Genomic DNA, 25,820 nt, shown 5'->3' on the forward strand with positions numbered 1-25,820 from the left:
TCAACTTTTAGATTACTCATCTAAAAGTGCCGGTATTCTACATTAGACACTTGCACACGGCAATAAGTCTAAATAAATACAACAAGTAATAACCAATAAAAAATACTACTTTAATTACAACAATTTACGTTTGTGCATAATAAGTTAATAAATAAGGCACTTCATTTACTAATCTTATAGAATTATTAATTAAGCTAGACCCAATACTAAAAAACTATAACTTTAGGCAATAAAAAACCCGCAACATGTGCGGGTTTTTTTAAAGAGTTACAGAGCTAATTACTTAGCTGCATTTTTCTCTTTTTCTGCAGCGATTACAGTGTCAGCAACGTTTTGTGGACATGGTGCGTAGTGTGAGAACTCCATAGAGAACTGACCACGACCAGATGTCATTGTACGTAGTGAACCGATGTAACCGAACATTTCTGATAACGGAACGTCTGCTTTAATACGAACGCCTGTTAAACCAGCTTCTTGGTTGCTTAGCATACCACGACGACGGTTAAGGTCACCGATTACGTCACCCACGTGATCTTCTGGAGTGAACACGTCAACTTTCATGATTGGCTCAAGAAGCTGTGCACCCGCTTTAGGGATAGACTGACGGAAAGCGCCTTTAGCAGCGATTTCGAATGCGATTGCAGATGAATCCACCGCGTGGAAGCCACCGTCGAAAAGCTCTACTTCAACGTCAAGTACAGGGAAGCCAGCTAGAACACCTTCACCCATCATTGACTTAAAGCCTTTCTCAACTGCAGGCCAGAATTCTTTAGGTACGTTACCACCAACAACTGATGAAGAGAAAGTAAAGCCAGAACCCACTTCACCTGGCTTAATACGGTAATCAATTTTACCGAACTGACCAGAACCACCAGATTGTTTCTTATGCGTGTAACTATCTTCGATTTCACGAGTGATAGTTTCGCGGTAAGCAACCTGTGGTTGACCAACAACAAGGTCTACGCCGTAAGTACGCTTAAGGATATCTACTTTGATATCTAAGTGAAGCTCACCCATACCTTTAAGGATAGTTTCGCCTGAATCTTCATCAGTCTCAACTTGGAAAGACGGATCTTCTGCAACCATTTTACCGATAGCAACACCCATTTTCTCATTACCGCCTTTATCTTTAGGCTGTACTGCAATCGAGATTACTGGCGTTGGGAATACCATTGGCTCTAATGTTACTTTGTCTTTCGGATCACAAAGAGTGTGACCTGTTTGAACGTTTTTCATACCTACGATTGCAATGATGTCACCAGCTTGTGCTGAAGTTAACTCTTTACGATCATCAGCTTGCATCTCAACCATACGGCCAACACGCTCTGTTTTACCAGTAAACGAGTTAAGGATAGTGTCACCCTTGTTAAGTTTACCAGAGTAAATACGTACGAAAGTTAATGCACCAAAACGGTCATCCATGATCTTAAATGCTAATGCTTTAAACGTTTCATCAGCAGATACGATTGCATGCTCACCTGTTTCGTTACCTTCTTCATCCATTAGAGGTTGAGGATCAACTTCTGTAGGAGATGGTAAGTAATCAACAACAGCGTCAAGAACTAGTTGAACACCTTTGTTTTTGAATGCAGAACCACAGTATGTAGGGAAGAAAGCAAGATCACGAGTACCTTTACGGATACAACGTTTGATATCTTCAATAGAAGGTACTTCACCTTCCATGTACGCTTCCATTAGGTCATCGTCTTGCTCAACAGCAGTTTCGATAAGCATCTCGTGGTATTCTTCAACTTTGTCTACCATATCGGCAGGAACGTCTTGAATTTCGTAGTTTTCAGGAAGACCAGTTTCATCCCAAACGTATGCTTTTTTCTCTAGTACGTCTACAACACCAACGAAATCGTCTTCGATACCGATTGGTAGAGTCATAACTAGTGGAACAGCACCAAGTACTTTACGTACTTGCTCATTTACACGGTAAAAATCAGCACCCATACGGTCTAATTTGTTTACGAAGATAATACGTGCAACACCTGATTCGTTAGCATAACGCCAGTTAGTTTCTGATTGTGGCTCAACACCACCAGAACCACAGAATACACCAACACCGCCGTCTAATACTTTAAGTGAACGGTAAACTTCAACGGTGAAGTCAACGTGTCCAGGAGTATCGATAACGTTGAAACGGTGATCTTTCCAGAAACAGCTTACTGCCGCAGACTGGATAGTAATACCGCGCTCAGCTTCTTGCTCCATGAAGTCAGTAGTCGATTCACCATCATGTGTCTCACCGCTTTTATGGATAGTACCTGTAAGCTTCAGGATACGCTCAGTAGTCGTGGTTTTACCCGCATCAACGTGCGCGAAAATACCAATGTTTCTGTACTTCGATAAATCTGCCATTATTTTACTCTTAATAAAGTCGATAAATTATTCGGCGGGAGTATAGCATTACTTAAAGCGAACATCACCATGCAAGTCGCTTAAAATGCAATCAATTCAATAAAATTTTTTAAGATTTACATTCAGCACAGGCTAAATAGCACTGGCCAATATGTAACCTATTAAAAATGTTATATTTTATTCTTTTTATCTACAGTTCCTTAGTTACTTAATTATTTTTTGTAACTACCTTCATGATGCACAATGTTGCCGCCGCTCTATTCTGCCAACAACGTGTTATTTCTAATTAAACACATTCAAAAGCTTTCCATATATCATCTAACAGCGGCTATTTAATTATTTTTCCTTAAATCAAAAAATACCTTTCTCATAAACAACATTCGCCGATTTCTGATTTTAGCAAATCAAACCCGCTCCTGTTTATTTTATCTATCAATGAGAATTTTTTAACGCAGATAGCGACACGTTTAACCCTTAAAAATGATTAAGTATTATTGCGGATTGGTATTAGACGCCGACTGTAATTGTAAACATAGCTACTGAAGATTTATCGCTGAGTTTTAATAAACTAGTGAGTTTGGTTACTTGAAGTTTAAAAAGTGGTTGAAGCACAACGGTGTAGGGTTAGCTTTGATTCAACCGTACTTGGTTTAGGGCAGCATGAGAGCATTTTATTTATAAAACGCTTAGTTAAAGCTGGATAATTTATTTTACAACAACTTAAATAGTGATACCCCATACTTTATAGTTATGGGATATCACTAGTTCTACCTTTGTCGCTACAATTGCTAAATCTGGATTAGCTGTTATGAAAGCTTGTCATTAATAAGGTTATCGATTGCTACTTTGCCCGCCCCCGAAAAACCTAAAGATATACTAGCAGCAAGTAGTGAATTCATTGAGACCTATTTTAAAGCATTCTACTTGGTTGAAAATTAGTAAGATACGAACCAATAGTTCTTTTAAATAGAATGAAAGAGGTAGTATTAATGCCTGTATAATATAAACTCCTAGCTTATAGCTATTAAACAATTTAATTTTATTGTAGTACCCATATGTTTACGTAGTTAGTAAGTTATTTGATTTCTTTGTAAGGATGCTTATTTTGAAGTAGTTGATATGTTACAGCTTGAGGGTAAGGTATTCAGACTTACTTGAACGCAGATTAATGAACTAATCTCACATAAGAATGATTAAAGCTACTAACAATTAGTTCGCTGCTTAACGTCAACCTATGAAGTAATGCACTACTAATATAAGCGACTAGGACTATGTTCAATTACTCTTTGGATGATTTAAGGTACTTTTGTACTGTAGTAAAGTTAGGTAGTTATAAAAAAGCATCTGAAAGCCTAGGTGTGTCGTTATCTACCTTGAGTCGTAAAATACGTTTTTTAGAGCAAAACCTTCAATTAACTTTATTAAATAGAGACTCACGAAGAATAACACTTACTAATATTGGTGAGCTATATTACGAACGTTACGGTAAATTGTTCGATGACGTAGCTTGTATAGAGCAAGAACTTTCAGATCAAAAGCATAAGCCCGAAGGGCTAATTAGGATCACAGCACCAATATTTTTAGGTAAACACTTTTTAAGCCCAATTTTTTGTGGTTTTTTAAAGCAATACCCTGAGATTAAATTAGACTTACGCCTCACTAATACGCAGCTCGATCTCGAAGAAGAAGGGATTGATATTGCTTTTAGAGCAAGAAACTCGACGCTAGATAATTGGATAAGTAGAGAGCTTAAGCCCACACACAATATCTTATGCTCACATCCAAAGAATTCAAATCGTTTACTAACACATCCCAAGCAATTAGATGAACACGATAAGATTATTTGTTTAGGCCTAACTCCTTGGGAATTAAAAAATAAACTTACGAATGAGAAATATAGCTACCAGCCCATTAAGCAAGTTAGGTTTGAAGTTGATGAAATTGAAATGTTGAGGGTAGCTATTGAGTCGGATATAGGTATAGGTTACATACCTGATTACGTTGCACATCCATTAATTGAGGCTGGAGAGCTTGAGCAAGTTCTCCCCGAATGGCAAAGTGAAGCGCAATCTTTTTCTATGCTATACCTTAATAGGAGCCAGATACCTAAACGCGTGAGGTTATTAATTGAGTATACACTACAGTATTTTCAGTAAATACTGTAGTGTAGGGTTGTATATTAATCTCAACTAAGCCTAAGTAAGATTACGCCTATAAAAGCAGCTGATAAGCCCCAAACTTCCTGACGGCTGAATGTTTCTTTTAGAACAAGTCGAGAGTAGAGTAAAATAATTAAAATATTCATCCCTGAAATAGCAGAGACTAACCCTGTATTGCCAATAGCGAATGCAGAGATTATCGCTATCATTCCCGTCACATTTGCTAGTCCTATTAATAACCCGTAAGAGAAAGTCTTTACTTCGGACCAAGTAGCCGCTGCAGATGTATTATATAAATGATTTCTTTTTCGTTTTGCTAACCAACTAACAGCAAAAAGCATACTGCCAAAGCCAAACATAGAAGTTAACGTTGCAAGTATATCTGCGCCAATAAGTGTTGATTGCTTACCCATTAAATCATTGAAAGCAAAAAACAGTGCAGCAAGTAAGCCCCACTGAGCACCTTTTAAATTATCAATGGAAATATCTGACGAATATCTAATGAGGCAAAGTCCACAAAAAATAATAAAGAAGCCTAACAATTGAATGCCCGTTAAGGTTTCCTTCCACAATAAAAATGCAAACATTAATACAAATAAAGGTGTCAGTCCTGAGAGCACACTAATCAGTGAAGCCTTTCCTTCAGAAAAACCTTTGTGCAGACATGCATTAGCCGCAAAAGAACCAATCCCAAGCCCTAAGCCAACCGCAATATCTGACCATCCATACCAGTGCTGGTTAAATAGTAGAACCCCCAAGATGCTAATTATAAAGCCAGTAAAAAACACACCAAATAAGAGAAGATCCCGATTTAGATTTTTCTGAGATGTCCATTGATACAAAATGCCCCGTAAACCAAAAAAGAATGTCGCAAGCAATGCAAAAATAATCCACATAATTAATGAGTTCCATTTTTTACTTTCTTAATTTTTGATACAAAAAGTTGTTTATTATTTTAATTTTCTTCATGCATTAAATTAAAAATAGCAGATGTTATATTTTTAAGGTAGTGACTTGATATTTAATTAAACACCAAGGTTTAACTGGTGAGTTATTGTATTGAAAATTAAATAAAATTAAACCGCCATAAGTGAAAGGTTAAATATCAAAAATGACGGTTGACTTAATATTTATAAACCATATGATTGTTTTAAATAAAAGAGGAAGTCATGTCATTAAAGTATAGTTTTTTTCATAAAACGAATCTCACCTTCGGCATTTAAGCCGAGTGCAACCCCTGCACTCGGCAGTTTTATTGTATTTATATTTTAACTTTACTTAATCTGATTAAGGGCTCACCCATGTTTCCTTTTGTAAAAGATTATAAGAAACCTTATTTATTGAAAAGTGAATTTAATAAAGTGTCAACGTTAATGCAGCCATTAAAGTTGTTGTATTTATTACAAGAAATAGAATTTTCTCAGCGTCCTTTATCTAAATTTAATCCACATGTCCAAATTGATAGTGAAGTAGTTATATGGAATATTGCCACAGGTGATAGACGCCGTATTAATTTGGTTTCACCATTTGAAAAAGAAACAAGTCCAAATGCAGTGTCCTTTAGTTCACAACTTGGAGTTGCACTTTTAGGACATAAAATAAACCATATAATAGAGTGCACTGAAGGTGAAGTAAGTACCCTTTGGAAAATTATAGCAATTAATATTAAGGAGAAAATATAGAATAAATCATTTCAGTTTTTTATTTTTATATATTTTATTGGAGTTATTTATTGTGAGTAAAGAAAAAGCTAAAAAGCAACCTAAAAAAAACACTTAAAGAAAAAAGAAGAGATAAAGAGGAGAAATTAAAATTAAAATAAGTTAATCGATAAACTCTCTTAAAAGTCGCAAACTCGGGGTATATAACCCCGAGTTTTATAGTTATTCTATACAGTAAAAACCCACAATACAGCAAATACCATCAATACAGAAAATAAAATACGTAATATACGCCCTTGGATAGGGTTATTCATAACAGGAGTTATTAATGTGCCTAACCAAAGCCAACCAAAATCGATCATCGCTGTAAATATCAAACATATTAGTGCTGTTACAATAATTCCCAAAAACGCTGGTGTTATAGGTAATAGAAATTGAGAAACTATAGCTAAAAATGCTGCATAAGCTTTAGGGTTCAACATGCTTAATATAAGGCCGTCTCTAAATTTAGGCACATGGTTATGTAATTGTTGATTAGCAATAATAGGTGAGGTAGCTATCTTAAGAGCCAAATAGCAAATGTAGATGCCGCCTAGAAGCTGTAAAGTGCTCTCCAGACTCGGAAATTTGTCAAAAAGGGTTACTACACCAAATGATGCGAAAGCGAGAACTAATATTAAACCTATTAAATTTCCAAAATAAAATGGTAATCCTTTCTTTATTCCAAATGTTGCTCCTGCCGCAGCTAAAGCTAATGGGGTAGGACCAGGTGACCCAATTAAAACGATCGTGCTTAATACCAACGCAAGGATTGCTTCTATCACTCAATACTCCTAATTAGATCATTTATTTACATATAAGTATTCTAAAAAATTGGTTTAGACGTACGGAGCCAGTGATGGACCCGTACAATAAACCTAGCATTAATAATTTTTAGACTACTCCTTGCTCAATCATTGCATCTGCAACTCTTCTAAATCCTGCAATGTTAGCGCCTAAAACTAAATTACCTTGCATACCAAACTCTTTACTCGCCTCGTTACTTCTTATAAATATGCCTTTCATAATTTGTTTAAGCTGATCATCAACTGATTTAAAAGTCCATGATTGCATACTTGCATTCTGAGCCATTTCTAGCTGACTAGTTGCAACCCCTCCCGCATTTGAAGCTTTAGCCGGAGCATAAGCAATACCTGCTTCTATAAACAGGCTAACCGCTGCGCGACTTGTTGGCATATTTGCTCCTTCACTTACTAACTTACAACCATTTTCTAAAAGTAGTTGAGCATCATTTTCAGTTAATTCATTCTGAGTTGCACAAGGGAAAGCTGCATCTGCAGTGTAGCGCCATACAGCATGGCCATTCTTTGGATAATCCGATGTGGGCGTGAATTCAGCATCGGGGTATGTTTCAAGGTATTGTATAAGGCTTAATCTTTGAACTTCTTTTATTCTCTTAAGCAACTTTAAATCAATACCTTTACTATGGTAGATAGTGCCCGTTGAATCGCTACAGGTAATAGGTAAAGCACCAAGTTGATATAGCTTTTCTATAGCATATATAGCCACATTTCCTGCGCCAGAAACCAAACACTTTTTGTTAAGTAGTGTGTCGCCTCGTTCGTTAAGCATAAAATCAGCAAAGTAAACAGTTCCATATCCTGTAGCTTCTTTTCTAACCAATGAGCCACCCCAGGCTAGACCTTTACCTGTAAATACACCTTCATAACGACCTGTTAGCCGTTTATATTGGCCAAACATATAACCTATTTCTCTGGCCCCAACACCAATATCCCCTGCAGGAACGTCAACCACAGGGCCCAAATGACGATAAAGCTCATTTATGTATGATTGGCAAAAGCGCATAATTTCGCCATCAGATTTTCCTTTTGGATCAAAGTTTGCACCCCCTTTAGCGCCTCCTAGAGGTAGGCCTGTTAGTGCATTTTTAAAAATTTGCTCGAAGCCTAAAAACTTAATTACACTGGCATTAACCGAAGGGTGGAATCTCAATCCCCCTTTATAGGGGCCCAATGCAGAATTAAACTCTACTCTGTAGCCTTTGTTAACTTGAATTTTGCCCATGTCATCGACCCAAGGAACTTTAAAAAAAATCTGGCGTTCTGGTTCTATAATTCGTTGAATGATAGATTGAGCTTTATATGTGTCATTCTTCTCTAAAAGTGGTGACAATGTAGTTAAGACTTCTTCAACAGCTTGATAAAATTCAGATTGGGCGGGGCTGCTAAGCTTTAATTGTGAAATTGTATCCTGTATATATGTCATTCCGTTAACTCCTTATTATTAAAAGCGCAGTTATACTCTGCGCTTAAGTCATGCTAATTAATTTGTTTTTACTTCAATAACTTCCACTGTTTGCATTACCCCTTGAACTTTCCATTGTATTTTCTGTCCAGTGCTTAGACCTATAATTGCCGAGCCTATAGGTGCAAATATGGAGATTCCATCTTCATATTTATTTATATCTTTTGGTAAACATAAAGTTTTTGTAAAAGAGCGATTTGTTTCAATTACCTTAAAGACAGCCTTGCTGCCCAAAGCAACTACATCGTTTGGCATTTCTTTATTAGGAAGAATTGTTGCTCGCACAATCTCATCTTCTAAAGCATTAGCTATTTCAATAGGTAATTTTTTACTTTCAAGCTGATTTTCAATTTCAGCAAGATCTGTAAGTGAAATAAAAATTTCAGGTTTATTTTCCATTTTTCATCTATCTATAAAAGTTACGTGGGATGTGTTTCTTTTGAATCACTAAAAATATTCAATCTATAAAAAGTCTTATCTAAAATAGTCACTACCTCCTTCGTAAAACAGGTTTTTATTGTTAGCGCTCAAAGTTTAGTGAGGCCAATTTTCATTTATTCATATCCATAGCATCAAAAAATGCAAAAGATAAAAGTGGTGATTTCTCTATTTTCCACGGCAAAGAACTTCTACAAGTTTTGAGCTTTTTAGCTTACTTATAAAATTCAGAACAAACGTTTATTAGCCGATAAAATGTCAGGTTTGGTTTTATATTGAATATTTAGATATGCAAAATGACACTAAGCTGGTGATAAAAGCAAAATGGCGAAAGTCGCTGCAAATCTACGAAAAGATTTACCAAATACTGAAATATTTAAATTGAGAAATAGAATTTCTGCCGAGCGTAATGGGTACGCTCGGCTTAACTTGGGAAGGTAAGAAGATTACTCTTAAGAATGTTGATTGTTTGTTTTCTAGACATGAGATCCCTTAAATTAGAAAATTTAGTATACCGATTAAACAAATTAAAACAATATGAGATCACGCCAACTGATAGCGGTTAATGCTTTATTATTAAAAATAATCATCTTGTACATAAGCAAACTATAGCGCAAAACTTACAATTGAATTTTAGTAAGTAGGCTATCAAGAATAATTTAACTACTCTTTTATTAATTATTTCGTCACTAATTAAAGTTTAACGAGCCTTTGTATGTCAAACCTAGTCGCATGGAGCGAGTAATGTAACCTTCTCCTAAACTATTAGACTAATCATTTCTTAGCAAAACTCGGCCCTATTTTTTTGAGTGTTATTTCATTTTTAAATAGTTACTTTCTTTTAATACAAATTTCAATTTCTAGTCAATATTTGCTTATGATAGTTAGATTTTTACCCCATCAAAAGCTTTCAATTTATGTAACACAGACCAACCCGCATTAAAGAGAGAATAAAAAACGCACGAAATAAAATAAGAATTATTTGCATTTGGGTGTTGACAGTTTATTAGATCTAACTGATAATCAATATCAACAAGGCGGGAATGCATACCCTCTTGTGACGGAATGAACTAATTTGTTTCTCGACCCTGAAACAACGTGTGGCGCACGTAAACAGCTATGGTTACTTGTTATGAACCGCAACGCCCCTTGATGTTGATGATGAGTAACCGCCCTACTATTTTACTTGCTACATTGCTCATATCGGTGACGGTAGATATGAAACTAAAAAAGCCCTTACGGGCTTTTTTTATGTCTGTAATTTAGTGAGCAACATGCTCACATAAATTAATCCATTAACGGCGGTTTTTGCGTGCACGTGCACGGCGCTGTTTTTTCTCTTCTTCTTTAGCGGCTTTTTTAGCTTCTGCCGCGGCGCGAAGACCGGCAACCATTATTTCTTCTTCTTCACGCATGGCAGGGGTTTCCATGGTGATGCGGCCAATAATGCCATCACGAAGTTCATTTATGAGTATTTCAGACATTTTGTAAGTGTCTATTTGGTTACCACCACGAATGCAGCCGCGCTTTTTACCGGCCATTTCAACAAATTCCCAATCACTTTCTGGCAATTCATCAATTTTGTAGCGTGCTTTTAAAAGTTCAGGATAGGCTTTCAATAAATATTCTGCCGTATAGCTTGCCACATCTTCGTATTCAAGCGCTGTATCACGTATTGCACCGGTGGCACCTAAACGATAACCCGAGTTCTCGTTTTCTACTTTTGGCCAAAGCATGCCTGGCGTATCGTAAAGCATAATGCCGTCTTCAAGCTTAATGCGCTGCTGCGCCTTGGTAACCGCAGGTTCATTTCCTGTTTTTGCCACTATACGACCGGCTAGTACATTAATTAATGTCGATTTACCCACATTTGGAATACCCATGATCATGGCTTTAATTTGCTTATCAGCACCTACTTTGTGTGGCACCAATTTTTTACACAGCTCATTAATGCGGTGCACCTCAGCAGCTTTATCATGACCAAACGCAATCGCTTTAACGCCACTTTCTTGCTCAAAATAGTCTTTCCACGCTTGGGTCATTTTAGGGTCGGCTAAATCAGCCTTATTTAAAATTTTGATGACCGGCTTGCCTTCACGAAGCGTGGTTACCATCGGGTTTTCACTACTGTAAGGAATGCGTGCATCAAGCACTTCAATGATCACATCCATTTGCGGCATTATTTCTTTAATCTCATTACGGGCTTTATTCATGTGCCCAGGGAACCACTGGATAGCCATTTTTAACTCCTAACATATAATTTGACGCTATTTTAACTGGCAATTCATTTAATTGCGCTATACTGGCGCAAATTTTTTTAGATTAGATATTATGGCTCTTAAATCTACCATTATTAAAGCGCAATTATCGTTAAGCGATATGGACCGCCACGTGTACCAAGATTTTAATTTAACGTTGGCACAGCATCCCTCTGAAACCGAGCAACGGTTGATGATTCGCTTATTAGCCTATGCGCTAAATAGTTGTGATGGCTTAGAATTTACCAAAGGCTTAAGTGCCGACGATGAACCTGAGCTTTGGCATGTAAACTACAGTGAAGAGATAGAGCTGTGGATTGAGCTGGGCCTGCCAGATGAAAAGCGGCTTAAAAAAGCCTGCAATAAAGCTAAAAAAGTGGTGCTTTATACCTATGGCGAAAACAACCAAGCTATTTGGTGGCAAAAACATCAACCTAAGTTGTACGATTTTAAAAACTTAAGTATTTTTAGCCTTGATTACGCTGCTACTCAGGCACTTGCAGATTTAGCCGACCGCAATATAAAACTTACCATTACCGTTCAAGATGGTGATGTGTGGGTCAGTTCTGATACGGCTAATATCGAAATAAAACCACAACAGTTAATGTAAATTGTAGGTAAGGGCGTATGAAAATAAACCACGTTATTGTATTACACGGCCTTTATATGTCGGGCTTTGTTATGCGCCCGCTCTGCTCTCGTCTTGAACAGTCTGGAGTTAAAGTACTGAATCTCACTTACAATACGCTCGACCCTAACTTAAGCACCATATTTAAACAAATTGATGAGTTTATTGGTGATGAGCCCTCTGCATTAGTATGTCACTCTATGGGCGGATTAATTGCCCGCGCCTACTTAGAGGCAGGCACGCCAGCGAGTCACCATGTCACTAAAGTGATTACGCTTGGCACACCCCATCAAGGCAGCCACATAGCGCAAAAGATGAAGCAAAAAGGGTTTGAAACCTTTTTAAAAAACAGCGTCGAGTTTTTACTCACTAAAAATGGTAACTGGCCGTTTAAGGCCAAGCTTTACAGTATTGCTGGCGATTTGCCCATTGGTTTAATGCCGTTAATTGTCAAAGGCAGTCAGTCCGATGGCACCGTTTTACTAGACGAAACCAAGCTTAAAGGCATGGCTGAGCATAAAGTATTTCATTTAAGCCATACCAGTATGATTTACTCTCGCCAAGTGCTTGAGTACATTATTAAGTGCCTTAACGAAGCAGCCTAGTCTTCGCCCGCCTCTGCTATTTTATAACTGATTAAGAATATCACCCCTAAAATAAGTGGCATGGGTGCGGCAATGTAGCCAAACGTGTCGGCATTGGCAAAACTTGCGCCTGCTAAATGCGCCACCAGCCCCAATACAAATGCTATAACGGCTATACCTACCACTATTAACTCTGCTTTATTTTGTTTTACTGTTTTTGCATCCATAATCGCTCTCCAATAAATTTAAGATATTTATTTTGCTTGAGTGAATTATGCGCTACTGCCATAAGCATTTACTGATTTAGATCAATACATCAAATAGCCAATATTCAACCTTGTAGAAAACTTGTTTTAGATCATAATTTATCCATGTTTTGTCTTTATTTTATTGTTAAGGGGTAGAATTTTAATAAATTCAACCCATCTATATTGTATGAGTGATTTATTGCGCTGCACGTTATTAATAGTTAAAACCTATTGCATTGACTGGTTTAAACAATTTTACTAATTAATAGCACTGAGCAATAATGATCATCAGTTCATAAATAAACGGTTCATCAAGGAGCAAGGTATGTCACAGGTAAATGCAATTGGTTTAAACAGCGCAAAAAGCGAAGACATTGTTAAGTCACTCAATACATTATTGAGCAGCTACCAAATTCAATACATGAATGCGCGCGGTTTTCATTGGAATATTAAAGGCCGTAACTTTTTTGAATTACACATTAAATTTGAAGAGATTTACAATCTTCTGCTTGAAAAAGTAGATGAAATTGCTGAACGTATTTTAACGTTAGATGGCGCGCCACTACATGCGTTTTCTGATTACTTAGAAGTAAGTGAAATTAAAGAAGCTAAAAACATTAGCGATGGTACCGCAGCCGTAGAAAACCTATTAGCTGGCTACAGCACACTAATTAAAATGCAACGTGAAGTACTTACTCAAGCAGGCGATGCAGATGATGAAGGTACAGCGTCATTAATGGGTGATTATATTTCAGAGCAAGAAAAACTAGTATGGATGTTAAAAGCGTACTTAGACTAAGCTAAAAAATAAGCCCTCAAAAGGGGAGGGCTACAAATAGGGAGAATCGTAAATTTCTTTGCGATTCGGATACTATATTAGCGCCCCCTATTGACTAAACAACGCCACTGTTACCAGTGGCGTTGTTTTTGGTTTAAGCGGAGCATAAATAATTTTAAAGCAAACTAGCCCACCCTTTTCGCGCTTGCATTAAAAAGTCCCAGCAACGGCTGGGGCTTTTGTTAATACCAGCTCCTTAATTAAGTGAAGCTGGAAAAACTACAATTGTGCAGTATTAACTGCTTAAAATTTACTTCTAAAACCAATATAGAAGGTTTGTCCGATTGGGTCATACGTACCTGCGTCGGTTTCAGTGCCTGTGCTTGAGCCACTTACACCTGAAAGTATACGTGGAGGCTCTTTATCAAATAAATTGTTAGCGCCGGCGTATAGCTCTACCGCGTCACTTATATGATAGCTTGCTTGTACATCGTGGTAGGTTACTGAGCCAATACCCACGCCGCCAGCAGGTATACCAAAGCCACTTAAGAATTGATCATCAAAGTCAGCAGCCCCTATGTAGGTCATGCTCCAGTTAAAATCAAAGTCATCAAGCTTATAGCCTAAGTTCCAGTTAGCTTTGTGCTCAGATGCGCCAATTTCACCTGCAAACTCATCTTTATCCGCACCCGGTAACGGAATAGTGTAACCGTCAATCAAGTAAGTGTATGCAAGGCGAGTTCTAAATGCGCATGGACCAATATCGGCAGAGTAAGTTAGTGTTAAATCAACACCTTCAGTTCCTAAGCCACCACTATTTGATACACCACTGTCAATAAACTCAAGTGACCCTGCGCTATTATTACCAGAAGGGCCGCTACGACGAGTTATAAAGCTACAGAAGCTATCATCACCACCGCCATAACATTGGTCTAGAATAAATTGGCGCGGTGTAGATACAATCGCATCAGTGATTTCTATATCAAAGTAATCAAGGGTAACGTCAAGGCCCGAGATTAACTCCTCTGGGGTAAATACCACACCCACAGTCACAGAGTCGCCCACTTCTTCTTTTAAGTCTGGGTTACCACGGTTAAAACCACTAATACCCTGTAAATCAGACTGGTTAAGGGTAAACTCACCGTTTGTTGCAATATTATTTGTAACACCCGCATCGGCACGACACGCATCACCTACAGCGCCACCGCCACTGTTTGTAACACCTATACATGGATCGTTTAAACCACTTGGGAATGTTTGCGAAGGCGGTGAAAATAACTCATCAATATTAGGCGCACGTGTAGAACGAGCACGGGTAGCACGAAGGCGTAAGCTATCCATCACTTCCCAATCAACACCTACGTTCCAGCTTTCTGTATTACCTACTGTTGAGTAGTCAGATAAACGGACTGCGGCGTTCATTGTTACCGCATCCAGCACTGGAATGTTAGCCTCAACATAGTATTCAGTTACATCAAAAGAACCTTCGGTTGCAGGAATTGCATTACCGGCATTTAAGCCTGCTTGCTGTAGGGCATCAAATTCACTGCGAGAAAACTCTTCGCGGTATTCAAAACCAGCCGCAATACCTACCATACCCGCAGGCAGCTCAAATAAATCACCTGAGACATTACCGCCAATAATTTCTTGCTCTACCGACGTAGAAAGCGTACTTGGCGCACTAACAAAGTCAATTGCACCTTGCGATAGTGAATTAAATCCGTAAATGTTTACTGGCGCACAATTAAAGCCACGCGCTGTTGCATCAATACAAATCGCTTCATCGGTAATGCCATCCGCATCTAAATCTTGGCTATCAATTACCGCCTCTAAACCTTGGCGAAAGCTTTGTACATTTACTAAGCCACCTGAAACTTGCGACTCTTTCGTTTTACCGTACACATAGTAGGTATCGTAAAACCAGCTGTCGTTAATCTCACCCTGAAAGCCCACAGCTAAGCGGAATGTATCACGCTCTGCACGGGCACCACGGTTACCTACATCACTTAAACGTTTTGCAAAAAAGATATCTCTAGCACCATCACCGTCGGTGTCTGTTGCTGCATTGTAAATATCATCTGACACAAAGGCATTTCTGAGCATTTCGCCATTTACGTCAAACTCAATTGGCACGCGGCCATTGGCATAAATGTCATCTGAGGCTAACGGAAAAGGCTCTAACTCTGAAATAGTGGTACTAGATGCGTACGTCCCTTCAAAAAAGAAGCTGTGTTTATCTGTTAGCTCGTAACTACCATTTGAGGCAAATAAGTAGCGCTCTGTTGGTATAGCAATGGTACGTACGCCGCTTCGGTTAAAGCCGTTGGCATCTATACCGTCACCGCCATTGGTGCTAAACGAGTCCTGTAAGTTGTTGTTTGGATCGTAAGTAAAGCGTGTATCGCCCGCATCAAAACGCCCTTGTGGCGGAAATGATGAGAAAAACGGATTAACGGCTTCAAAAATAGAGCCCGGGTTTGCCGCCGGATCGCCTTCAAAATAAATACCTGAAAATTGGTCTACTGCAGAGCGCTCACGATCGCGTGAAAACACAGCTCCTTGGTCTGAGTAGCCTAAGTGGAACATGGCTTGACCTTTGCCATCACCCGTAGTTAAACCCGAGGTAAAAGAAAACTGGCGCGATTCATCATCGCCTTCGCTTGATTCGCCGTATTGGCCTTCAAATTCTACGCCTTCAAAGTCATCTTTTAGTACAAAGTTAACTACACCTGCAACCGCATCAGAGCCATATACTGATGATGCGCCACCGGTCATAATTTCCACGCGCTCAATAAATTGACTAGGAATGGTATTTAAATCAACTGCCGAGCTACCAGGTACACCCGATACATAACGGCGCCCATTCACAAGTACTAAAGTACGGTTTGAACCTAAGTTACGCAAATCAACAGTAGCTACACCCGCGCTTGCAGTTGAAAAGTTAGAGTTAGTACGGCTAATAGCTGGAGAACCAAATGCTGGGTTTTCTAGCAGTAGGTTTTGAATGTTTAAAGAACCCGATGCATCAATTGCCTCGCCACTTACAACCTGTATAGGTGCAGATGACATCGCCTCGGCTGAACGAATACGAGAACCCGTTACTTGCACGCGTTCTATTTTTTCTAGTTCGTCTTCTTCTGCGGCTATACCTTGAAAAGAAAAGCCAGCAAGCACTGTCGCACTAAGTGCTAAAGACAATGAAGATTTTTTAAATGTACGACTATCTAAGTTATTTATTTTTTTCATACTATAATGCCCCTGAAATGTTATTTTTGTAACTGGTTGGTTACAAACATTTCAACATTAAGTGGAATAATTTTAAGACACTATGCGCATTATTTAATAGGCACTTAGTCAGGTACAAGCAGCAGGATATATGGGATGAAGGTACTTATCCCAGATTGTTATAAATTAGATTAAATTTTTTAACATTTTTTATTAAATACACGGTCTTTATAACTACACACTCTAGAGATGGATTTTTTATGATTACTTACTTTCATGCACTAATTAGAGTTAGCACGAGCAAATTTGCAACATTCTTAACTCAGCAGGTGCAAGCTCACCGTCACTTTGATTCGCAAACGCAACTGCCCGAGCAGCGTTTAGATCAAATAGATACCTCTCGTTTTAATGTGCTTTTTTACGAATTATCTAATTTAAATGATCCTACTCAAATAGTGCACCTAACTGAATTGGCTAAAACAATGAAAGTGGTGGTGATTGCTAGGTCGGCTGAATTTGCTAATTTTGCGTTTGAAGTCGGCGCAGTCTATTTTTTAACCGTCGATGCAACCGCTTCAAGGCTTGAAAAATGCTTCGATAAGCTTATTCATTTATGCCCATTAGCCACACAAGCCGAGCGCTTGTTTAAAGCCGCATCTGAAAACGAGCAACCCATTGCTGCACATATTGTTGTTAAAGATGTAGGTAAGGTACGTTTAATAGATATTAACGATATTGTATGGATAAACGGTGCGGGTAATTATGTAGAGCTGCACTTTAATGGTAACAGCGCCCCCGTTTTACACCGTGAAACCATGAAAAACATTGAGCAACAGCTAGAGCCTGAAGGTTTTATACGTATTCACCGCTCCACGCTAGTTAGAAAACATGCCATAAAAGAGCTTATGTCAACAGACAGCGGTGACTATAAAGTGAAGCTTAAAAACAATATCTCGTTAAATTTATCAAGAAGGTACAAAAACTGCCTAGAGAGCATTATAAGCCCCGTAGCATAGGGGCTTGTAATTCTATTTACCAGTAGGTTTTAATGTATTCATCGTCTGGGTGTTGATGTAGGTAACTTTCTGAGTCTTTATAAAAGTTAACTTCAATATCGCTGTTGTTCCAGACCTTCTCGAACATATTTTTAGCAATAATGTTTGCATATAAGTAATCTACGCGTTCGTAGCCACGCTCTTTTACGCTGGCAAAGTACGCCTCTAACGAGTCCATGCTATCTACAGTTATTAACTCAAATTCTTCTAAATTAACCACAACACACTTTAGTGCGCCTTTGGGGTGCATACTTAGTTCGTTCACCACGCCATTAGTTAGTAAAGTAATTCCTTCATTATTAAAACTACCCATTAGCTTTAAATACATGGTGGGTGGCTGAGAGCAAATATAAAACTCTCCATGTGCTCTAAACATAAATAACCTTTTATATATCAGTGCTTCATTAAAGCTTAATACATTTTGCGTATTTTGCAGTTAATTTATAAGCGCAATAAAAAAGGCCATTTCGAGGGCTTTTTCTTCAAGGCTTTTAAAACGCCCAGATGCGCCGCCATGCCCTGCATCCATGTCGGTTTTGAATACCAGTATATTGTTATCGGTTTTGAGTTCTCGCATTTTTGCTACCCACTTCATAGGCTCCCAATACTGTACTTGAGAGTCGTGCAAGCCTGTGGTGACTAAAATGTGCGGGTAATCTTGGGCGCTAATATTATCGTACGGCGAGTACGCGGCTATTACATCATAAAAGTGCTCATCGTTTGGGTTGCCCCATTCATCATACTCGTTAGTGGTAAGTGGAATACTTTCATCTAGCATGGTGGTTAACACATCTAAAAATGGCACATGACACCCTACACCTAAGTAAAGCTCTGGCGCTTGGTTTAATACAGTGCCCATTAACAAACCACCTGCACTGCCGCCAGAGGCAAATACTTTGTTTTTATCACCGTAGCCTTGCTCTACAAGAGCCTTTGTAATATCAATAAAGTCGCTAAAGCTATTTTGTTTATGCTCTTTTTTACCTTGCTCGTACCAATGGCGTCCTAGCATTTCGGAGCCTCTAACATGTGCAATCGCATACACAAAACCGCGATCTAGCAAACTCAATGAGGTACTCGAAAAGCTCGGATCTATCGTGTAACCATATGCACCATAGCCATATTGAAACAGTGGGTTAGTGCCATCTTTGGTAAAGGTGTCTTTTCTATAAACTAATGAAACAGGTACTTGCACGCCATCGCGTGCTGTCACGAATAAGCGCTCAGAGGCATAAAGTGCACTATCAAACCCGCCCAGTACTTGCTGCTGTTTTAACAATGTTTTTTTGCCCGTGGCTAAATCAACATCGTACAACGTTCCTGGCGTGGTTAGACTTGAATAATAAATACGTACCGAACGCGCCTGTGGCTCGGGGTTCATCGCCACAGCGGCATAGTAACATGGGTCGCTAAATTCAAGCGCCATGCGCTCTTGAGCTTGGTTAATAACAACAAAGCGAGCTTGACCTTGCTCGCGCTCAGTTAATACTAAAAAGTCGTCAAATATCTCTACGCCTTCAAGCAATACATGCTCACGGTGCGCGGTGTGCTCTTGCCACTGCGTTTTATCTGCAATCGTTTCGCTTGTTGCCGTCATCAGTCTGAAATTTTTAGCTTGCCAGTTAGTTACTATGTAATAAGTATCGCCGTGTTTATCTATATCAAACTCATGCCCTTCTTCGCGCGGTAGTAATGCGTTAAATTCTCCTTGCGGGTTATTGGCATCAAGCACCCAGGTATCGTTTGTTTCGGTGGTGGCCAAATCTATAATAATAAGGCTCTCGTCACGGCTTTTACCCAAGCCCATAAAAAAGCTTTTATCGTGCTCTTCATACACCATGACATCTTGGCTTTGCGCTGTGCCTAGTTCATGCCTAAACACCTGAAAACCCAGTAACGTTTGTAAGTCTTTTTTAACGTAAAATACGGTTTTATTGTCGTTAGCCCAAACAACTTGCCCTTCAGTGTTTTCTAAAACATCGCTGAGCATTTCACCTGTTTGCAGGTTTTTAAAATGTACACTGTAAATTCTGCGCCCTTCGGTATCTTCGCTGTATGCCATTAATTGCTCGCATGGGCTTAGCGCGACTTCACCTAGTTCGTAAAATTCATGGTTTTGAGCTAAAGCATTTACATCAAGTAGTAACTGCTTGTTATCGGTGTTAATACTTGTGCTTCTGTAATGACGCGAATACTCATCGTCACCACGTACCTCTGAGTGATACCAGTACTTACCATCTTTAACCGGCACCGTGTTGTCATCTTTTACGATACGCCCTTTTAGTTCTTCAAAAATACTGTTTTGAAGTGGTTTTATTGCGGCTAGTTGCTCATCGCAGTATGTATTTTCGGCTGCTAAATGGGCGAGTATTTCTGGGTTTTCGCGCTCATCATCGCGCATCCAGTAGTAGTTATCGGTGCGCGTTTTATTGTGCATAGTTAATTGATGAGGTTGCTTTTTAGCAACAGGAAAACGAGCTAATGATTGAGAAGAAAATTCACTTAAAGACACAGCAAAACCGTATAAAAAATAACAATGCAGGCAGTTTATCATAAAAATAAAAAAGCCCACTCATAGAGAGTGGGCTTGAGGTATAAGTCCAAATTTTAAAATTACTGCAATCTTATTCTTGTCATTACACCCATGGGAAGATGGTTTTTATTTTAAAAGCGTTAAGAGACCTTAGTCCAGGCCATTGCCCAGCTTTTTCCGATACCAGGCTCAAAGCTTGGATCTTTATTAGTTCTGCAAAATTGGCTAAATGGCCATGCCTTACATTGGTATATATAACCGGTTTTAGGCTGCAGTACGCGAGTCCCCGCGTTGTATTGTTCACCCCCATTAGGGTATACAAAATCATATGCTTGGTTGGCGCACTTAGCGGGGGTATCGCACTTTGCAATGCAATGAAAATCAACCTTTGCCTTGTTAATACCACTACTTTCTAGGGCAAATATTTCGTTATCTCTATAGCCAACAACCAACCCTTGCTTGGTCATTCTACCTGCACTTACCAGTGGCACATGCACGTTTATATACTCAGCAACTAAGCGTGGCCAAGCATGAGGCTCACCTTGTTCTAAAGAGGTAATTTTATAATCAAACGATAAATCAACAAGCACTCCTTGCATGTCTGAAAAGGTTACACTAACCACATCCCCAATGAATAATTGAGTATGATGGTTTAAACAACCTATAGTTGACCATTTTCCACAGGCCAACGACGTATGCATAAACACAGTAACACCTTAAGAGTCACAAAATTTTATCCATATCATATGGATACACAAAAACGACACTGAGGGCAAGCAATACCGTATAAAAATCATGCAGCAGCCCCGCTATCGTAGTTTACACCTTAGACCGGAAACTTTGCGTCTTAGCCTTTCGACTAATTTGCCAACAGAAAAAAGTGATTATAAAACGTGCGCAAAGCTTATTCAAACAAAAGAATGTAACCGAGATTTTTATATAACCCTAAATAACTAAAAAGCCAACTTGTTAAAGTTGGCTTTTAATAGTTTAAGAGGTTTGGTTTATAGGGGCTTTTCGCCTAAATACTTTTCGAAAAGCCATTTTAAACACGCCGCCAATATCGCCTAAAATAATGTACAAGCACGGCACCAATATAAGGGTGATTAGTGTTGCAAACATTACCGCAAAGCCTAGCGCTACTGCCATAGGGATTACAAACTTAGCTTGTAAGCTGGTTTCAAACATTATGGGCAAAACCCCTGCAAAGGTTGTAATAGAGGTTAATAATATTGCCCTAAAGCGTGCACAACCGGCTTCTATTACCGCGTTTTTAACGCTTACACCCTCTCGGCGTACTTGGTTTACGTAGTCGGTCATTACCAGCGAGTCGTTTATTACTACGCCGGCCGCGGCTATTAAACCAAAGCCCGACATTAAGCTAATGTCTAAATCAAACCAAAAGTGCCCCCAAATAGCCCCCGTTAAACTAAACGGAATAACCGACATAACAATAAGCGGCTGGGCATAACTTTTAAGTGGTACAGCAAGCAATATATAAACTAAAATCATGCCGCCTACAAAAAACAGCAGCTGCTCATTAGCTTGCGCTTGTTGCTCTTCTATTGCGCCACCTAGCTCTGATTTAACACTTGGGTATTCTTCTTTAAGTTGCGGCAGTAAGTTTTCTTTTACTTGCGAAACCACTTCGCCTGGCTCTATAACTTCTTCATCAATACTGCCGTACACATAAACAGTACGATAACCGCCCTCACGGCGAATATAGCTAATACCCGGCGTTTCGGTTAATTCAACCACATCGCCTAAAAGTACTTCACGCCCTTGCGGTGTAGTAACTACAGTGTGTTTTAGCGATGAAAACGCTTCGCGAGTCAGTTTAGGGTAACGTACCATTACTCTTACTTCTTCGCCGTTACGTATTACACGCTGCGCTTCGCCACCATAAAAACTAGCGCCTACTTGGTTTGCAATGTTAGCAAGGTCGAGCCCTAAATCGTAAGCTACAGGTTTTAAGCTCATTTGCACTTCTTTGCTAGCAGGGTCAATGGTCGAGCTTATATCAAACAAGCCTTTTTGTTGCTGCAATAGCTGAATAAAACGACGGCCTGCCGCATTAAGCGTTTCTATATCAGAGCCAAACAGTAAATAACCAAATTCGCCTTCGCCGGTGCCGCCACCGCCGCCAACATCATCTTCAATAGTGAGTGATTTAATACCGGCAATGGTTGGCATAGCTTCTCGCCAGCGGCGCGAAAGTTCAAACGCGTTATAAGGGCGTAAATCTTCATCAACCAACGGCGCAAGTAACTGAGACTCCGTTCTGCCTTGGTTAAATACCAGTACATCACGAATTATTTTTTGGCCAAATTCACGCTCTGTTTCTTCATCAACTCTTAACACCATGGCTTCTACTTCACGAATAGCTGCAATAGTTTGTAAATCAGACACATTGTCATTCATTTCTATTTGAATTTGCGGAAAATCATGCGGCACTTTAGGAGTGGGTACAGTGCGTACTTTATTTGATGTGATCAGCGCAATGCTTATAAAAAACATAGCAATAAAGCCAAACAATACTGTCCAACGCCAATCTACACAACGCGATATAAAACGCTTATAAGGGCCATTTACAAAACCAAAAAAGCGGGTATTAAACCTATCGCGCCAGCCCCCTTTTTTAATAGGTGAAAAGTGCGTGTGGGCAATGTGCGCCGGTAAAATAAGTTTTGATTCAACTAAGCTAAATACTAAACACAGCATAACTACTACAGCAATACCGTAAAAGAAGGCGCTTTCTGGCCCGCTTGAAAGTGTAAACGGGGCAAACACTGCAATGGTTGTTAGTACACCAAATGTAGCAGGGGTTGCTACACGGTTAGCACCACGGACGACGTTTTCAACTCCGCCTCCGCTTTTTTCAACCTCAGTATAGGCGGCCTCACCTATTACTATGGCGTCATCTACCACAATCCCGAGCACCATAATAAAAGCAAACAACGAAATAATATTAATGCTTATACCAAATAAAGGCATTAGCATCATGGCGCCTAAAAAGCACACTGGTAAGCCAATCATTACCCAAAGCGCTAATTTAAAGCGCAAGAATAACGAAAGCATAATAGCGACTAATATTGCTCCTTGAAACAAGTTAGCTTTCATCATATCAAGGCGCGCATTTAGGTAGTACGTCATGTCCATTAATGGCTCTAACCTAACGCCCGGTGGCAGCTGGGTATTTTTTTGCTCAATAAATGCTTTAACCGAATCGGCAACGGGGATCATGTTTTGATCTTGCGTTGCCTTTACCGACATATACACTGCGTTTTCGCCATTAAATTTAAAGTAGCGCTCGCCTTCGGTAAATTGGTCTTTAATAACAGCAATGTCTTGAAGCAATACTTTAGCGCCGTATTCGCCTATTTTTACCGGAATTTGCCTAAACTCATCGCCGGAGTAATACTGGTTTTCAACCCGAACAGAAATAATCCCTGCATCTGTTGTTAGTTGCCCCGCCGAAAAATTAGCAGAGTAATTACGCACAGCGGTCATTACATCGCTTAGGGTTAAGTTGTATTGGCGCAAAGTGTCTGGTTCGATTTCAATGGCAATTTCATCAAGCGGCACATCGTTTTCTACCAACGACACGTTTGATAGCTGTAATAGCTCATCTTCAATTTGATTGGCAATTGGTTTGAGTTCTGTCAGCGGCAAATCAGCAACTAAGGTCATCCCTATAACATCTTGTCTAAACTCAATCTGACTTATGGTGACAGGTTCCATACCTGCAGGAAAGGTTGCAATACCATCAACGCGCAGCTTTACCTTATCAAGTACATCGGTAAGCTCTGCATCGGTGTTAATTTCAAGGCTTGCTCTACCGCCATTTCTAAAGGCGCGGTACACGCCCTTTTTAATTTCGGTCACATCCTTTAGTGATTCTTCAATTTTTATAAGAATGCTTTCTTCAATTTCTTGTGGTGAGGCACCGGGGTAATTTGCCTCAACATTAATGTAGTTAATTTCTACATTAGGAAACATTTGGCGCTGAATGGTTAAGTAACTAATAATCCCCATGATGATGATAAAAACCATCATTAGGTTGGCTGCAACAGAGTTTTTAGCAAAATAAGCTATTAGCCCTGTTTGTTTTTTTTCAATTGATTCGCTCATTAATTTACACCTTACAACTGTTGCGCATCAGCGCTACTTTCGGTGTTTGTATTAGCGTTACTTGGCTCGCCCATGCCAGCCACTTTAACCTGCATGCCTTTTTGTGGGTACTCAGGTAACGTGGTAACCAACTTATCATCGGCGTTAAGTCCGCTGCTAATATAAAAGTACTCGCCTTCTTCTCTCACTACGGTTACTTTGCGCGGTTCAAGCTCTTGGTTTTCGTTAACTATCCACACCGTTTGGTTATTAACTAATGATTGCGGCAAACGGTAAATATTATTAAGCATGGCACCTGCAAAATTAACCTGCACGTAGCTGCCAAATTTAATAGCCGGTTGCTGTGTTTTTAAGGCGTAAGGGTCTTCAATACGTACCACTAAGCTGCTCATGCGCGTCGCGTTATCTACAATACCTAAGTCGCGGTCAATCACGCCTTCACGTGTAAAACTGTTTAAACCTTTTTGAATAATAGTGGCCTTAATGCCCTTAATTCGCTCCGGTAAAAATACGCTATCAAAACCAGCAATAGGAATAATAACCTCTGCTGTTTCTATATTATTTAAATCGGCCACTTGTGCGCCCATAGCCACAAACTGGCCTACCCCCACATTGCGGCTTATAACAAGCGCATCGTAAGGTGCTTTTATATCGCAGTTTTCTAAATCGCGTTGCGCTCTTTTTAATGCGGCTTGCGCCGATTTAACCGCGGCTTGGGCGCTTAGCACCTGCGGTTTACGTAAAAACAAGTCAGTACGTGCCTTACTCGGAAAACGCTTTGCTTCGTCTTCGGCTACTTTTGCCTGCGCTTGCTCTTCAATTAAGGCCGCTTTTGCGCGCGCTAAATCGGCTTCGGCTACCAATACGGCTGCTTCGTAGTTGTCTTTTTCAATGCTAATAAGTGTATCGCCACGAGAAACCACGCCACCCGCTACAAAGTTAGGGTGCCAGCTAATTACTTCGCCCGACACCTGCGCCGCCAACTGCGTATTTTCTAATGGTTTTATTTCGCCATAGCTGTTTATTATTACTTGATGATTATTAGCTTCTACAGGCTCAACTTGCACGGTGGGGCGTGTATCTACTGCTGTTTTACTTTGATCTTCTTGTGCAATAGCGTTTATTCCCATAAAGCCCACTACACCAATGGCTAATGCTACAAATGGGAACACCCATCTCAGTGAATTTGATTGCATATCCTAATTACCTCATATTTCTACTAACACTATAATAACAGAGCGCAATAAAACATTAACCTGACATTTGTAAGCAACTGTTACAAATCAAATTGGGAACTAAATATAGCTGTGTACCCGTTAACAAACACCTGCTATTCATCGCATTTATTATATTTTGTTACAAACTTTTACTATTTAAAATCAACAAATTACAGGTTTAAGCTATTATTTCATCGAGAAGGTGTGCGAACAAAT

General features: G+C 39.4%; 19 protein-coding genes and 1 riboswitch. Of the genes, 6 read left to right on the top strand and 13 right to left on the bottom strand.

Annotation, left to right across the window (positions count from 1 at the left end; all coding sequences use genetic code 11):
- Positions 1-279 precede the first annotated feature (279 nt).
- Positions 280-2,364, bottom strand: coding sequence for an elongation factor G (gene fusA / locus MTN96_RS23310; RefSeq protein ID WP_248443731.1), 2,085 nt, complete (start codon positions 2,362-2,364; stop codon positions 280-282).
- A gap of 1,271 nt (positions 2,365-3,635) precedes the next feature.
- Here fusA and MTN96_RS23315 point away from each other — a divergent pair.
- Positions 3,636-4,520 carry a LysR family transcriptional regulator gene (locus MTN96_RS23315; RefSeq protein ID WP_248443733.1) on the top strand — a complete coding sequence of 295 codons (885 nt, stop codon included), beginning with the start codon at positions 3,636-3,638 and terminating at the stop codon, positions 4,518-4,520.
- Between the two features lie 29 nt (positions 4,521-4,549).
- Here MTN96_RS23315 and MTN96_RS23320 read toward each other — a convergent pair whose 3' ends face one another.
- Entirely contained in the window at positions 4,550-5,419 is an 870-nt protein-coding gene (locus MTN96_RS23320; RefSeq protein WP_248443735.1) for a DMT family transporter, read from the bottom strand.
- Between the two features lie 405 nt (positions 5,420-5,824).
- On the opposite strand from MTN96_RS23320, the gene MTN96_RS23325 reads away from it, so the two are divergent.
- On the top strand, positions 5,825-6,205 hold the full coding sequence (locus MTN96_RS23325; protein WP_248443737.1) for a GreA/GreB family elongation factor: 381 nt from the start codon (positions 5,825-5,827) through the stop codon (positions 6,203-6,205).
- A gap of 206 nt (positions 6,206-6,411) precedes the next feature.
- On the opposite strand, the gene MTN96_RS23330 is transcribed toward MTN96_RS23325, so the two are convergent.
- From MTN96_RS23330 to ylqF, 4 genes are all read right to left on the bottom strand, one after another.
- Positions 6,412-7,008, bottom strand: a complete 597-nt coding sequence (locus MTN96_RS23330; protein WP_248443738.1) for a LysE family translocator — start codon at positions 7,006-7,008, stop codon at positions 6,412-6,414.
- Positions 7,009-7,117: 109 nt separating this feature from the next.
- A complete protein-coding gene (gene gdhA, locus MTN96_RS23335; RefSeq protein ID WP_248443739.1) occupies positions 7,118-8,470 on the bottom strand; it encodes an NADP-specific glutamate dehydrogenase in 1,353 nt (450 codons plus the stop codon).
- A gap of 57 nt (positions 8,471-8,527) precedes the next feature.
- A complete protein-coding gene (locus MTN96_RS23340) occupies positions 8,528-8,908 on the bottom strand; it encodes a GreA/GreB family elongation factor (RefSeq protein ID WP_248443740.1) in 381 nt (126 codons plus the stop codon).
- Between the two features lie 1,334 nt (positions 8,909-10,242).
- Positions 10,243-11,187 (bottom strand): ribosome biogenesis GTPase YlqF, encoded by a 945-nt coding sequence (ylqF, locus tag MTN96_RS23345; RefSeq protein ID WP_054983594.1) that lies wholly within the window; start codon positions 11,185-11,187, stop codon positions 10,243-10,245.
- A 91-nt stretch (positions 11,188-11,278) separates the two neighbouring features.
- Here ylqF and MTN96_RS23350 point away from each other — a divergent pair, with 91 nt between their 5' ends.
- On the top strand, positions 11,279-11,815 hold the full coding sequence (locus MTN96_RS23350) for a YaeQ family protein (protein ID WP_024033976.1): 537 nt from the start codon (positions 11,279-11,281) through the stop codon (positions 11,813-11,815).
- Positions 11,816-11,832: 17 nt separating this feature from the next.
- A complete protein-coding gene (locus MTN96_RS23355; RefSeq protein WP_004585990.1) occupies positions 11,833-12,438 on the top strand; it encodes an alpha/beta hydrolase in 606 nt (201 codons plus the stop codon).
- Here MTN96_RS23355 and MTN96_RS23360 read toward each other — a convergent pair.
- On the bottom strand, positions 12,435-12,644 hold the full coding sequence (locus tag MTN96_RS23360) for a hypothetical protein (protein ID WP_024033977.1): 210 nt from the start codon (positions 12,642-12,644) through the stop codon (positions 12,435-12,437). The two genes, MTN96_RS23355 and MTN96_RS23360, sit on opposite strands and share 4 nt — an antisense overlap.
- 346 nt (positions 12,645-12,990) lie before the next feature.
- Here MTN96_RS23360 and MTN96_RS23365 point away from each other — a divergent pair, with 346 nt between their 5' ends.
- Complete coding sequence (locus MTN96_RS23365; RefSeq protein ID WP_004585992.1) at positions 12,991-13,464, top strand: Dps family protein; 474 nt, start codon at positions 12,991-12,993, stop codon at positions 13,462-13,464.
- 282 nt (positions 13,465-13,746) lie between these two features.
- Here the strand turns inward: MTN96_RS23365 and MTN96_RS23370 are convergent, their stop codons facing one another.
- Entirely contained in the window at positions 13,747-16,689 is a 2,943-nt protein-coding gene (locus MTN96_RS23370) for a TonB-dependent receptor domain-containing protein (protein ID WP_248443757.1), read from the bottom strand.
- Between the two features lie 239 nt (positions 16,690-16,928).
- Between MTN96_RS23370 and MTN96_RS23375 the strand changes: the two genes are divergently transcribed.
- The gene (locus tag MTN96_RS23375; protein ID WP_248443758.1) at positions 16,929-17,684 is read left to right on the top strand and encodes a LytTR family DNA-binding domain-containing protein; all 756 of its coding nucleotides are present in this window, start codon (positions 16,929-16,931) and stop codon (positions 17,682-17,684) included.
- 16 nt (positions 17,685-17,700) lie between these two features.
- Here MTN96_RS23375 and MTN96_RS23380 read toward each other — a convergent pair whose 3' ends face one another.
- The 5 genes from MTN96_RS23380 to MTN96_RS23400 form a co-directional block, all read right to left on the bottom strand.
- Positions 17,701-18,099, bottom strand: coding sequence for a hypothetical protein (locus MTN96_RS23380; RefSeq protein ID WP_004585995.1), 399 nt, complete (start codon positions 18,097-18,099; stop codon positions 17,701-17,703).
- A gap of 60 nt (positions 18,100-18,159) precedes the next feature.
- A complete protein-coding gene (locus tag MTN96_RS23385) occupies positions 18,160-20,277 on the bottom strand; it encodes a S9 family peptidase (protein ID WP_282448131.1) in 2,118 nt (705 codons plus the stop codon).
- 119 nt (positions 20,278-20,396) lie between these two features.
- Positions 20,397-20,957 (bottom strand): chitin-binding protein, encoded by a 561-nt coding sequence (locus MTN96_RS23390; RefSeq protein WP_248443760.1) that lies wholly within the window; start codon positions 20,955-20,957, stop codon positions 20,397-20,399.
- A gap of 95 nt (positions 20,958-21,052) precedes the next feature.
- Positions 21,053-21,135: riboswitch (cyclic di-GMP riboswitch) on the bottom strand.
- Between the two features lie 111 nt (positions 21,136-21,246).
- Positions 21,247-24,387 carry an efflux RND transporter permease subunit gene (locus MTN96_RS23395; protein WP_004585998.1) on the bottom strand — a complete coding sequence of 1,047 codons (3,141 nt, stop codon included), beginning with the start codon at positions 24,385-24,387 and terminating at the stop codon, positions 21,247-21,249.
- Positions 24,388-24,398: 11 nt separating this feature from the next.
- Positions 24,399-25,583, bottom strand: coding sequence for an efflux RND transporter periplasmic adaptor subunit (locus tag MTN96_RS23400; RefSeq protein ID WP_004585999.1), 1,185 nt, complete (start codon positions 25,581-25,583; stop codon positions 24,399-24,401).
- Positions 25,584-25,820: the final 237 nt, after the last annotated feature.

Source organism: Pseudoalteromonas sp. 2CM28B, assembly GCF_023161935.1.